Source organism: Capnocytophaga sputigena, from assembly GCF_900446695.1.
In the GTDB taxonomy this organism is placed as follows: Bacteria; Bacteroidota; Bacteroidia; order Flavobacteriales; family Flavobacteriaceae; genus Capnocytophaga; species Capnocytophaga sputigena.
In genome coordinates this window covers 393,272-405,626 of sequence record NZ_UAVP01000007.1, presented here as the reverse complement: position 1 = coordinate 405,626, position 12,355 = coordinate 393,272, and the positions used below count along the sequence as shown (strand labels likewise).

The 12,355-nt window shown below is 39.4% G+C and carries 11 protein-coding genes; 2 read left to right on the top strand and 9 right to left on the bottom strand.

What is annotated here, in order from left to right:
* Positions 1-200: 200 nt before the first annotated feature.
* Positions 201-899, bottom strand: a complete 699-nt coding sequence (locus tag DR017_RS05765) for a hypothetical protein (RefSeq protein WP_040360614.1) — start codon at positions 897-899, stop codon at positions 201-203.
* A 145-nt stretch (positions 900-1,044) separates the two neighbouring features.
* On the opposite strand from DR017_RS05765, the gene DR017_RS05760 reads away from it, so the two are divergent.
* Together DR017_RS05760 and DR017_RS05755 are read left to right on the top strand one after the other, a co-directional pair.
* Positions 1,045-2,301 carry an ABC transporter permease gene (locus tag DR017_RS05760; RefSeq protein WP_002677519.1) on the top strand — a complete coding sequence of 419 codons (1,257 nt, stop codon included), beginning with the start codon at positions 1,045-1,047 and terminating at the stop codon, positions 2,299-2,301.
* The gene (locus DR017_RS05755; protein ID WP_002677628.1) at positions 2,276-2,725 is read left to right on the top strand and encodes an acyl-CoA thioesterase; all 450 of its coding nucleotides are present in this window, start codon (positions 2,276-2,278) and stop codon (positions 2,723-2,725) included. Before DR017_RS05760 ends, DR017_RS05755 begins: the two co-directional genes overlap by 26 nt.
* A 72-nt stretch (positions 2,726-2,797) precedes the next feature.
* Here DR017_RS05755 and DR017_RS05750 read toward each other — a convergent pair whose 3' ends face one another.
* The 8 genes from DR017_RS05750 to DR017_RS05715 all read right to left on the bottom strand — a co-directional run bounded on the left by DR017_RS05750 (position 2,798) and on the right by DR017_RS05715 (position 12,246).
* The gene (locus DR017_RS05750; protein ID WP_002677249.1) at positions 2,798-3,412 is read right to left on the bottom strand and encodes a hypothetical protein; all 615 of its coding nucleotides are present in this window, start codon (positions 3,410-3,412) and stop codon (positions 2,798-2,800) included.
* Positions 3,413-3,418: 6 nt separating this feature from the next.
* Complete coding sequence (gene flxY, locus DR017_RS05745; protein WP_002677406.1) at positions 3,419-4,729, bottom strand: flexirubin biosynthesis putative acyl-CoA ligase FlxY; 1,311 nt, start codon at positions 4,727-4,729, stop codon at positions 3,419-3,421.
* Positions 4,730-4,856: 127 nt separating this feature from the next.
* Entirely contained in the window at positions 4,857-6,860 is a 2,004-nt protein-coding gene (locus tag DR017_RS05740) for a DUF3857 domain-containing protein (protein ID WP_002677536.1), read from the bottom strand.
* Between the two features lie 79 nt (positions 6,861-6,939).
* Entirely contained in the window at positions 6,940-8,193 is a 1,254-nt protein-coding gene (locus DR017_RS05735; RefSeq protein WP_002677171.1) for an NAD(P)/FAD-dependent oxidoreductase, read from the bottom strand.
* A gap of 45 nt (positions 8,194-8,238) precedes the next feature.
* Positions 8,239-9,912 carry a vWA domain-containing protein gene (locus DR017_RS05730; RefSeq protein ID WP_040360616.1) on the bottom strand — a complete coding sequence of 558 codons (1,674 nt, stop codon included), beginning with the start codon at positions 9,910-9,912 and terminating at the stop codon, positions 8,239-8,241.
* A 52-nt stretch (positions 9,913-9,964) separates the two neighbouring features.
* Positions 9,965-10,321 carry a 4Fe-4S binding protein gene (locus tag DR017_RS05725; RefSeq protein ID WP_002677354.1) on the bottom strand — a complete coding sequence of 119 codons (357 nt, stop codon included), beginning with the start codon at positions 10,319-10,321 and terminating at the stop codon, positions 9,965-9,967.
* Between the two features lie 79 nt (positions 10,322-10,400).
* Positions 10,401-11,051 carry a SanA/YdcF family protein gene (locus tag DR017_RS05720; protein ID WP_002677390.1) on the bottom strand — a complete coding sequence of 217 codons (651 nt, stop codon included), beginning with the start codon at positions 11,049-11,051 and terminating at the stop codon, positions 10,401-10,403.
* Between the two features lie 31 nt (positions 11,052-11,082).
* A complete protein-coding gene (locus tag DR017_RS05715) occupies positions 11,083-12,246 on the bottom strand; it encodes a sigma-54-dependent transcriptional regulator (protein ID WP_009414234.1) in 1,164 nt (387 codons plus the stop codon).
* Positions 12,247-12,355: the final 109 nt, after the last annotated feature.

The following is a 12,355-nucleotide window of genomic DNA, read 5'->3' as shown; positions in this document are numbered from 1 at the left end:
CAATGAACAATTAACAATTAACAATTAAAATGGGGCTTCTCCTTATTTTACTTTTTCGCCAAAAACGAAAATAACACACCTTCTTATTTTACTTTTTCGCCAAAAACGAAAATAACACACCTTCTTATTTTACTTTTTCGCCAAAAACGAAAATAACGCATCTTCTTATTTTACTTTTTCGCCAAAAACGAAAATAACAATTATTTTGTTATAATTACAATTTCACTATCACGTTTCTTTTTCTTTTTGCCTTCTGGAGCATTTACATCTATTTTTATAGTGTGTGCATCTATTTTTTGAATAAAAGGATGTTTGCCTTTTATTTTCTTTATTTTATTTTCAAAAACAAGGGTATTATTGAGTTCTATGTTGAACATTTTTTTCATTTGAGCAAGACGCTCTGCTTGTTCATCATCGTTTTTGGAATCGAAAACATTCATATCAATATGCAATTCTTTACCTTCCCATTTAAAAGATGGCAATTGTAGTGGAGTGTTTTTCTGCTTTCCTTTGTCTAAAATAGTAGTGATAGAAGCGAACTGTTCAGGAGAAAAATGACTAAAACGAAGTTCGAATCCCACTTCTTTATCGTCTTTAAACAGTCCTTTAATCATAGAGCGTTTGAGCAAAGTAGCCTCTTCTTCTGAGATAGAATCCTTGCTACCTATAGTTTTTTGAAAATCATATACCGATTGCCATTCTTTAGGAAATTTAGGCATATTCACATTTTTCAGGCTATTTTCACCTTGTTTTGCTTTAGCTTCCATAGCGAGCATCTCGCTCATATCTAAGGTCATATCAGTGGAAATAGTACCATCATTATGAAAAGTAAACACATTGGTCACACTGCAAGACTCCAAGGTGATGAACACTATAGCTAATAGAATAAATTTCATCATTTGTTATATAAGTTTAAGAAAGCAACAAATCAAGGCGCAAATGTACAAAATAATTATGAATGACGAAAAATTTTAGGATTTAGGATTTAGAAATTAGGAAATAATTGGCAAAATATCTGTATCTTTGCCCCCTATTCAAACCGTTATGTTTCAATCTATAAAAAAAGAAGCCTTATTGCTGTTGCGCGATGTGGGGGCACTTATCATTCTCTTTGCAATGCCATTGCTATTGGTAGTAACCATTACGCTATTGCAGGACGGAGCTTTTAAGAATATCAGTGAGCAGAAAACAGCCGTTTTGTTAGTGGATAACGATGGCGGTGAAATTGCCGAAAATATCAGTAAGAGTTTAGAAGGAAGTGCTTTCCAAATGGTGAAAACGCTGGATGGAAAACCTATAGGCGAAGCTATGGCGCGTGAGCAGGTACTGAAAGGCAACTACTTGCTGGCTATTGTAATTCCCGCTGAACTCTCCTCCAGCTTGCAAACTAAAGTGCAACAGAACGTTGAGACGATTATCAGCACTTTTGCAGGCGAGACCATAACGCCTACTGAAACGGCTTATACTACCAAAGAAATACGCCTCTATTTTGACCCTACTTTACAGACTTCGTTTAAAGAAAGTGTGAAGAGTGGCATTGACAAATTGCTATACCAAATAGAAAATCAGTTTATTTATAAAGCCTTTGAGAGTCAGTTAGAGGATGGGGTAAGTTTACCAAAAACAGAAGCATTAGTGAGTTTTAGAGAAATCAACCCTAATACGGCTACTGCTGCTATCCCCAACGCTACCCAGCACAACGTACCCGCGTGGGCTCTCTTTGCTATCTTCTTCATTACCATACCGCTATCGGCGAGTATTGTAAAGGAAAAAACACAAGGCACAGGACTCCGACTCTTCACGAGTCCCCTACCCTACTGGGCATTGCTCACCGCTAAAATCATTGTTTTTCTGATGATTAGCTTACTACAATTCGCTTTGATGGTAGTAATGGGGGTGTTCGTATTTCCTTATTTAGGCTTACCAACATTGGACGTGGGAGGTAAACTTTTACCCTTGTTGTTAGTCGCCATAGCCTCAGGGCTTTCAGCAATAGGATTGGGGGTACTCTTAGGTACTTTAGCAAAAACACAAGAACAATCAGCGCCCTTGGGAGCTACCCTCACAGTGCTTTTTGCAGCCATTGGAGGTGTGTGGATACCTACCTTTGCAATGCCCCATATTATGCAATTACTTTCTAATATTTCCCCTATGAACTGGGGATTACAAGCCTTCTACGAGGTATTACTAAGAGGCGGTTCTGCGAGTAGTTTGTTGCCTAAAATAGGCGCTTTACTGCTCTTTTTCATCACTTGTATTCTTATCTCTATTTATTATGACAAAGCCAAAAGAAACGTATAAACCTGCGAATTTATCTGAGAGTTTTATTATTACGGTACGCTTTAGCGAAACCGACCCGCTTGGTATTGTGTGGCACGGCAACTATATCAAATATTTTGAAGACGGACGAGAAGCCTTTGGGAGAAAGTACGGCATTTCTTACCTTGATGTAGAGCGCGAAGGCTATGCAACCCCTATTGTGAAGAGCGTATGCGAACACAAAAAAATGGTACGATATGGCGAACGCTTGCGTATTGAAACTCAATATATTCCCTCCAATGTAGCGAAACTCATCTTTCAGTATTTTATCTACAACGAAGCTAATGAGTTAGTTTGTACGGGAGAAACTGTACAGGTATTTACTTCATTAAAAGACAATAGCTTATCACTGTATAAACCGACTTTCTATGAAGAATGGGAGAAACAAATGACAAGTAACAGGTAATAAGTAGCAATACCCTTTGTCAAAGTTTTGAGACTTTGACAAAGGGTATTGCAATTAAGAGTGTTGTAATTATTATTTTTTAAGGCGTTTGACAATGAGCTTTCCAAAGGATTTAGCCGTTTTTGCAAAGCCCTCGCCTATACGTGATTCATTGCTAAAATTATTACCAAACTGATCACCTGGAGCCTCAATAGAACGCAACTGAAATAGTTCTTTATCTTTGTTTTGTGTTTCTACAAATTTCAAGACCATTGTTACTTTGGCAGCTTGTTTCATCACCCAAGCATCCCAACCTGGGTATATCCATTGTACATCCACAATGAGAGTATAAGGGGCATCAGTAGCTCCTTCTTTAAATTCAATACCTTTAGATGATGTAATAGTCTTTACCATAAGCTCTAAAAACTTGGGTTGCCAAATACCTTCTTTAGCATTTTCCCACTTCTTAAACCAAACATCGCCATTCCCTTTATCTTTGTTATTTAAATATTCGCGGCGTTCATCTACATATTCTTTTTCGGTAACATTGTCTTTCATTAGTCGCAAATTATCGTATTTGAACTCTACATTTACGACTTTTTGATCTTTTAGGAAAGACAAATTACCTCTTTCTTCTTGAAAATCTTGGGCTGTTACAGCTAAAGTAACACATAAAAATAAGATTGCTAATAGTTTTTTTGTCTTCATATATAATTAATTTAATGGTTTGCGTTTATCTACAAATTTCATCGGTTTGCGACTGCCTAACGGGTAGAGCTGCTGCTCAATGAGGGCTATATCGCAGAACTCAATCTTAGGGACTACCCTTAGTTTAGCGCGAAAATGGTTGCATATTTGCTCGCGAAGAGCTTCAGTAGGAGTTTTTGTTCCTATTTTGATAAGAATTTCATCGGTGAAGATATCATTGGTATTGATTTCTATAATGTAATTCTCTATAGCTTCAAACCCCGTAAGCAAATCCATTAGAGCTGGTGGGTAAAGAGTCGTTCCTTTGTATTTGATCATCTGCTGTTTACGACCCAATACAGGACTCACTCGTGCCGTATGTCGCCCGCACTTACAAGGGGTGTTGTGCATCGCTACTATATCGCCTGTGCGAAAACGCAATAGTGGCATACCTTCCACTCCCAAAGTAGTAATCGTTAGCTCTCCACTCTCGCCATCGGGTACGGGATGACCATCGTCGTCTAATACCTCAGTGATGATGAGCTCGGGGTGGTGATGCCCTCCGTGTTGGTACTCACACTCGGTGAAAGTAGTGCTCATCTCGGTAGAAGCATAAGTGGAGTAAAGTTGCAATCCCTGCCATTTTTCAGTAATCTTTTTTGCTAAGAGTGTAGGACTAAAATCCTGATTGCGCAACGCCTCACCTATACACACCACTCCTTTCACGGAAGAAGCGCGATAGTCGATACCATTCTTTTCGGCATATTCTATCATTTTCAGCACAAAGGAAGGCACTGCAATAAGGTATTTAGGTTCGTACAATCGGATAGAATCCCATTGCAATTCAGGAATTCCTGCCCCTACCCTAATGATGCTTGCCCCCATTTTGCGTATGCCTAAGAAATAAGCTAAACCTGCCATAAAACGGCGGTCGATAGTAGTCATCAGTTGGACTACATCGCCTTTTTGAATGCCTGCACAAGCCAATGAGATAGTTTCGTTGTACGCCAAACGATCTAAATCCTTGTCGGTAAGACCAAAAGTAACGGGCGTTCCCATAGTACCTGAGGTAGAAGCATAGTCTACAATAGCACTTTTAGGCACGCAGAGAAAAGCATCGTTTTCACGCTGCAAATCGTCTTTATGGGTTGTGGGTATTTTTTGTAAATCGGCAAGAGTGCGGATATCCTCTATACGGATATGGTGCTTGCGGAAGAGATTTTGATAAAAAACCGATTTTTTATTGAGATATTGCAATAGTTCTCTCAGTTTTTCTTCTTGAAAAGCAATAATTTCGGCTTCAGATTGGGTTTCTATGGTTGGAAGCAGTGTGTTCATTGTTATTTTATTGATAATACATCATAAAAACTTTGCCAAAGGTGCGAGCCGCACAGGCTGGAAACTTTGGCAAAGTGTAGTGACGCAAAAGTGATTTTGAGACTTTTTGGACAGCGCCATAAGTATCTTATTTAAAAAGTCGTTTTAAGGAGTTTAAAAATCCTTTTTCTACCACATCGATACCGATACCGAAGTTGCTATCAGCCATAGTGTGATAATCTTCACGAATAGGCTCCAACTTATGTAGTGGCAATTCGATATTTGTGAGCGGATTGTACTCTACAATCACCTTACCAGAGTTTTTAGTGATGAACTTTTGGGTTTTATGAGTAAAATACTCATTTTTGATATCACACTCTTGTACGGTGTATTTTTCCTTAGTATCGATATTCTCATCGGTTTTGAGTTCGATTTCATAACGCTCGCTATCGAAGTTATGCCAAAAACTCGCATCGCTGTGCTGGTGTTCACGAATGCTGTTTTTCAACACACTACCATCGTAGTACATCAAGAAACGACGACCTTCACTATCTACAAAGTAAGGTTGCTCAATAGTTGCTTCGTACTTCACTACAAATTCATTTTCTACCTTGTCATCCTTTACTATTTGCAAAGTAGCATCTTTGAATATCTCGCGAAAATCTTTGCCTTTGCGGTCGTTCACATAGTTGAGCGCATAGAACAAAGAGTTGTTCCAGCTGTCCAAACGTTCGTTTTTGTTGCTTGACTTGAAGTAACCACGCATAGAATTAGCACGATTATAACGATAAGTAGTTAGCAGTTGGATTTTACCTATATTGCCTTTGGCTTCTAAAGTGATGCGTTCATCGATACAAAAATCATCGAAATAAGTAGGTTTGCGCACTTGTAACTCTTGGTTAGGCAAGATTTCCATAAAGTGACAGAAAGAAATCACAGCGCGTTTCTCCAATCTACCAAACTCATTACGAGCAGTGGCATCCACAAAATACTCTTTCCCTTTATAGTTGATTTTCACTATCACGTGGTTGAACGAAAGCAATGAAGGAAGGTAGAACTGCATATAATAATCGGAATTGTAGTTCACCAATACCACTGAAGCCTCTACACCTAGATAGTTGAGGATAGATTTCAACAATACACATTTCGCCTTACAGTCACCTTGTTTATTTTGGTAAGTAAGCGCGGGCGCTTGTGGTTTGTGTCCGTTCATCTCATCGGCGTTGTACACGTAGTAGATATTATTTTGCACGAACTCTATAGCGTATTGCAATTTTTCGTCGAGGGTAGCCATACTGTTGAGTTTCTCTACCAAATCGGGGGCGAAATCAGCGGGCTGTGCTTTGAACACCTCTTCATAAAGCGGATAGATATAGTTAGACAAGTCTTTCCAAGTACTATCGGTAGCAAAGTCTATAAAAGGGAAGATTTCGCGGTTAGGGTCTACTGGGTTGATGTAGTTTTCTTGTACTATTTCAAATGCCTCTCCTTGCGCTAAGTATTTCACCTGACTTGGGATTACGTTACCTTGCTCGTCGCGGAAGAACACATCTTTATAAGCTACGCGTTTGTTGCGATTGTTGATGAGCTTGAAGTGGTATTTGCCATACGCCCAATAAGTATCGGGGGTTACATATACGTACTTCATAAAGTCGCGACGCAAGAATTCTTTTTCGGTAAACACTTTTTCTTTAGTGTCTTCCAAAATGAGGATATCGTCTAGGTGAAGGTCTTTGATAGAGAAGTTCAGTTTTTTAGAACTGCTAATAATACCACGACCGCTTTGTCCTTCGTTATCCAATACTTTTATAGTGGTATCGGCAGTTTTATCAATCAGCTGACCGTTGCGATACACACTAATACGATGGATGCTAAAGTACTCATTTTCCTCAAGTACCATATCGTACATAGAGGCACGTTCCAAGTTTTCGGGTTGAGTGAGGGTGTAAGCCATCAACGTATAATCGGAAGTACTATTATTATCTACTTTGCTGTATTTATGTAAGAAATAGCAGTAGTCACGTCCCTCATCAGTTTGTTCACGAGAGAAATCAGTTTCTACTAAAAGTTGTACCATTTCATTATCTGAAAGGGATTTAGCCCAATCAGGTGCTTCTGAGAAGCTGTATAGTTCTTTTTCTTCTGTTTGCACTTTTTTGTTTAGAGTTTTTAAATTAAGAGTTATGAAAGGCGCAAAGGTAATACTTTTTTACTATTTAGCCAAAAAACACTTACGCTTCTTTCATTCCCAAGCCGTTGTTGATAGCATACGCCATATTTTCGATGATGTGTTTGTGTTTGGTTACAAACGGATTGGTGGTATCCCACACATAACCTGCTAATACTGCACAGATTTTTTCTTTTACATCCTCGTTACCAGGCTGGTGGAAGAAAAGCGTTTGCAAATTACCTGTATACCACTCTCTTACATAAGAAGTAAACACATCGATACCGCGTTGCATATACTCTGTATATTCTTTTTGCCAATCTACTTTTTCACCTGCAAGTTCGCGTTTTACCAATTTGGCTGCCAACATACCCGATTCGGTAGCAAAAGCCACTCCTGATGAGAACACAGGATCTAAGAACTCAGTGCTATTACCTGTGAGTACAAAGCCATTGCCAAAGAGTTTTTTCACTGAACAAGAGTAGCTTTGTATCTTGTTAGGTTCAAATAGAAAATCGGAATGCTGGAAGCGCTCTCTATAAAAATCTGAAGTTACGATAGCCTTGCGCAAAGCTTCAGCAGTATCACCAGAAGCCGATAGACTATTGATGTAGTGCGTAGGCCCTACGACTCCTACACTGGTATTGCCATTAGAGAAAGGAATCACCCAGAGCCATACTTCTCTCTCTAAAATATCAAAAGAAATGAGTGTTCCTTCTTCACCTTCAGGACGTACCTTATCTTCTTTGATATGCGTGAATATAGCAGAGTGATCGTCTAATTTAGAAGGAGAATTCAAGTCTAACAAGCGAGGCAATACACGACCGTAGCCACTGGCATCAATGACGAATTTAGAGGTGATTTCATACACTTCCCCATTCTTGTCTTTAACAGTAGTAACTTGATGATCGTCAAAAAACTGTACGTTCGTAACTTCGGTTTCAAAACTAAGAGGCACACCTTTGCGGATGATTTCTTGAGCCAAAACATTATCGAAATCAGCGCGAGGCACTTGCCACGTCCAATCCCAACCTTTGCCGTACTTCTTACCAAAATCAAACTGACATACTTGTTCACCACGGATAAAACGGGCACCCCATTTTACTTCGTACTTTTGGGCTTCCAAGGCAGGCATAAAACCCGCTTCGTCAAAATGATCCATCACACGCGGAATAAGGCTCTCCCCCACTACCAAACGCGGGAATTTAGTTTTTTCTACTACGCGTACTTTTACGCCATTATTGTGCAAATAGGCAGCTGACACACATCCTGAAGGTCCTGCGCCTATTACTAATACATCAGTTACTTCTTTTTTCATAAAAACTTTTTTTTAAAGCTACGGGGCAAATATAGTATTTTTTTACTATTTAGCCAACAATTTTGCACTTTTTACCAAGCGCACAAATTCTTTGCGATAGCCTTCTTCATCTTTGCCTATAGCACCATTAGCTAATTCTACTACTTGATCGTAAGTAGCTTGGGCTTTATTGCTATTACCACGCAGAAGGATACCAAACTCGGCTACACTGGCTGCAAAGCGAAAATCTACAGAAGTTTCATTTAAAGATTTCTTAGCAAATAACAAAGGTTCGGTTACTTCTACACTTTTGGCATCTTTTACCTTAGGGTCTTTATAACGTATTTTGAGGAATCCTAACTCATTGCCTTTACCTTTTTCGTTGAGTTCTTTTGTTTGATAACGGAGATTTTGAGCCACTTTACCTTCCGATGGAATGAGTTCATAGAGGGCTGTGACAGTATGCCCAGCACCTATTTCACCTGCATCTTTCTTATCATCAGTAAAATCCTCATTGGCAAGCATACGGTTTTCATAACCTATGAGCTTATACTCTTTCACGTATTTAGGGTTGAACTCGATTTGCAACTTCACATCTTTTGCTACGGCGAAAAGCATACCGCTAAACTCGTTTACCAATACTTTTTTAGCTTCGGTAAGATCATCGATATAAGCGTAGTTACCATTACCTTTATCGGCTATGGTTTCGGCCATATCATCGCGATAATTACCCATACCAAAACCTAAAACTGACATATAAATACCACTTTCGCGCTGTTTTTCAATGAATTTTTCTAACTCTCTTGGATTACTAATCCCCACATTGAAATCGCCATCAGTAGCTAAAATAATACGGTTATTACCATTTTTAATGAAGTTTTTTTGAGCTTCTTTGTAAGCTAATTGAATACCACTACTACCTGAGGTAGAACCACTTGCATACAGATTATCAAGTACTTTTTCTATTTTTTGTCTCTCTTTTACAGGAGTAGACGAAAGGGCTACTTTTGTACCGCTGGCATAAGTTACAATCGCCACTCGGTCAGTAGGTTTGAGCTGAGTAAGCAAGAGTTTGAAAGAAGATTTTAGCAAAGGGAGCTTGTTAGGCTCATCCATTGATCCCGACACATCAATCAGGAAGACAATATTAGAAGGGGGTGCTTGAGCCAAATCGAGTTTTTTAGCTTGCAAACCGATGCGTAATAGCAAATGTTCAGGATTCCAAGGTGTAGGAGCTAATTCGGGGGTCACGCGCAAAGGAGAAGTAGCCTCCTTAGTAGGTGCAGGATAGTCGTAATCGAAGTAGTTTATCATCTCCTCTATGCGAATGGCATCTTTAGGAGGTAACTGACCATAACCTAACATACGACGCAAATTAGCATACGAAGCGCGATCAACATCGGCAGAGAAAGTGGTAACGGGTTGTTGCGCTACTGCTACAAATGGATTTTCAGAAATCTCTTTGTAGGTTTCATTACTACGCAGTTGCTGTTGAGAAGGTTCTTCAGAATTGGCAATTTCCATTTCTTCTACTACAGCATCATACGCAGGTGGTGGGGGTGGCGGAGGTGGTGTTTCAGGCGAAGCCATTTTGTTCGCTGTAAGTTCTTCCACTGTTGTAGCAGGTGCAGGAGGTGGAAGCTGGTTGGCTGAATTGCTTGAATTTCGGTGACCTTCGGGGTTACCACAAGCCGCTAATAACAAAGCTGATAACAGCATTAAAGATACATTTGTTTTCATAAGGGTAATACATTAAAAATCTTACCCTTATAAAGTCAAATGTTATGCCAAACTAAGCTTCTTCATTGTGAATAAATCGCTTTTTAGCATAGAGTTCCTCATCAGTTTCTTGATGGGCATCATCGGGTACACAACAATCTACAGGGCATACCGCAGCACATTGAGGTTCATCGTGGAAACCTATACACTCGGTGCATTTATCGGCAATGATAAAATAAATATCATCGCTGATAGCTTGTTGAGGCTCATCAGCATCTACTTCCAATCCGCTGGGCAATACTACTCGTCCTTTTAGGGCTGTACCATCGCTATAGCGCCAATCATCGGCACCTTCGTAGATAGCGTTGTTAGGACATTCAGGTTCGCAAGCCCCGCAGTTGATACAATCATCTGTTATTATTATAGCCATTTTTAGTCGTTAGTGATTATAGTGTTTAAAGGTTGTGGATTAGGAAAGGGCGCAAAGATAATACTTTTTTATCAATTTACTACTTTTTGAATTTGGGTTGTACCTCAAACCACAAGTCTACAAAGAGTTTGGTGCGTGCTAAATACTCGCGTACACGTGTTTTAAAACCGTAGTAGGCAGTAACATCTTGCGCATCAAAACCAATAGCTTGTATATCGTGATGCTTTGCCAAGAAAAGGGCACGCTCATTGTGAAAACGTTGTGAGATAACAATGAATGTATCATAGCCAAATACTTCTTTGGCTCGCACTACGGAGTCTAAGGTTCTGAAACCCGCATAGTCTAAGATAATACGTTCTTCAGGGATTCCGTTATTCATCAAGGCTCTTTTCATTTCTTCGGGCTCGTTGTAGTCATTTCTATGATTATCGCCACTCACTAAAATATATTCAATTTTCCCTGCCTTATATAGGGCAACCGCAGCATCTATTCTATAAAGAAAATACTTATTGGGTGCCCCACTTCTTAAATAAGGATTCGTACCTAAAAGCAAACCTACTTTATGTGCAGGCACTTCAGCTATATCAGTATACAACAAGTTTTTAGTTTCTTTGCTTACCTGCACGTTACAAGCGATGATTACTAAGAGCAACCACAGTGATAGTAGAGCAGTAACTTTCCAGAAACGTTTGGTTTTTAAGGGTTTTAGAAAAGATTTTATTTTGTTCATTTTGTTTAGGTAAGAAGTAAGAGGTAAAAGGTTACTTACCGGCAAAGGCTTTGACATCATCTTCTGAGATTTCTTTACCTCCTAAGATGATAAGCCGCTCTACTACATTGCGCAATTCGCGAATATTACCTGTCCAATCTTGCTTTTGGAGAAGTTCTACCGCTTTTTTGCTAAATTTCTTGGGACTAATACCTTGTTCTTCGGCTATTTTTACTGAAAAATAATCAATAAGTAATGGAATATCATCTCTTCTTTCATTGAGTGAAGGCACACGAATAAGAATTACTGCCAAACGGTGGTACAAATCCTCGCGAAAACGACCTTCAGCTATCTCTTTTTTCAAATCCTTATTGGTTGCGGCTATCACTCGTACATCTACATTGATATCTTTATCACTACCTACACGGGTAATCTTATTTTCTTGCAAAGCACGCAATACTTTGGCTTGTGCAGAGAGGCTCATATCTCCTATCTCATCTAAGAAAATTGTACCATTGTTAGCGGCTTCAAACTTACCTGCACGATCTTTAACTGCTGAAGTAAATGCCCCTTTGATATGCCCAAAGAGTTCACTCTCTATCAGTTCTGAAGGGATAGCAGCACAGTTCACTTCTATCATAGGGGCTTCACTGCGCTCACTTTGGTAGTGAATAGCGTGAGCTACTAACTCTTTACCTGTACCATTAGAGCCCGTGATGAGTACTCGCGCTTCGGTAGGCGCTACTTTTTCTATCATCTGACGGATTTGTTGCAAAGGAGCACTTTCTCCTATCATCTCATAACTCTTGCTCACCTTCTTTTTGAGGTGTTTATTCTCTACTACTAACTTCTTCTTATCGAGAGCATTACGTACTGTATTGAGCAAGCGGTTCAAATCGGGTGGTTTTGAGATATAGTCGTAAGCCCCAAGACGCATTGCATTTACAGCGGTTTCAAGGTCGCCGTGACCAGAAATCATTACAAAAGGGATTTCAGGTTTCACCTTTTTAATCTCGGTGAGTACCTCCATACCGTCCATTTTAGGCATTTTGATGTCGCAAAGCACCAAATCGTAGTCCTCTTTTTTGAGTTTTTCTACGCCTTCGATACCATCAACCGCCTCCTCTACTTCGTACTCTTTGCTTTCTTCTACTAATATTTTGCTGAGTACACGACGAATAGCCGATTCGTCTTCTATAATAAGTATTTTTGCCATAATTCTAATTTGCCAATTTAGTGCGAGCCGCACGGGCATTAATTTGCCAATTTATGTGGCAAAGATAATAAAAAATTAAAAAACTCTTGACATTTTGCCAAGAGTTTTT

Coding starts and splice junctions, on each gene's coding strand:
- DR017_RS05765 (WP_040360614.1), bottom strand. CDS start 899: ATGATGAAATTTATTCTATTAGCTATAGTGTTCATCACCTTGGAGTCT.
- DR017_RS05760 (WP_002677519.1), top strand. CDS start 1,045: ATGTTTCAATCTATAAAAAAAGAAGCCTTATTGCTGTTGCGCGATGTG.
- DR017_RS05755 (WP_002677628.1), top strand. CDS start 2,276: ATGACAAAGCCAAAAGAAACGTATAAACCTGCGAATTTATCTGAGAGT.
- DR017_RS05750 (WP_002677249.1), bottom strand. CDS start 3,412: ATGAAGACAAAAAAACTATTAGCAATCTTATTTTTATGTGTTACTTTA.
- flxY (WP_002677406.1), bottom strand. CDS start 4,729: ATGAACACACTGCTTCCAACCATAGAAACCCAATCTGAAGCCGAAATT.
- DR017_RS05735 (WP_002677171.1), bottom strand. CDS start 8,193: ATGAAAAAAGAAGTAACTGATGTATTAGTAATAGGCGCAGGACCTTCA.
- DR017_RS05730 (WP_040360616.1), bottom strand. CDS start 9,912: ATGAAAACAAATGTATCTTTAATGCTGTTATCAGCTTTGTTATTAGCG.
- DR017_RS05725 (WP_002677354.1), bottom strand. CDS start 10,321: ATGGCTATAATAATAACAGATGATTGTATCAACTGCGGGGCTTGCGAA.
- DR017_RS05720 (WP_002677390.1), bottom strand. CDS start 11,051: ATGAACAAAATAAAATCTTTTCTAAAACCCTTAAAAACCAAACGTTTC.
- DR017_RS05715 (WP_009414234.1), bottom strand. CDS start 12,246: ATGGCAAAAATACTTATTATAGAAGACGAATCGGCTATTCGTCGTGTA.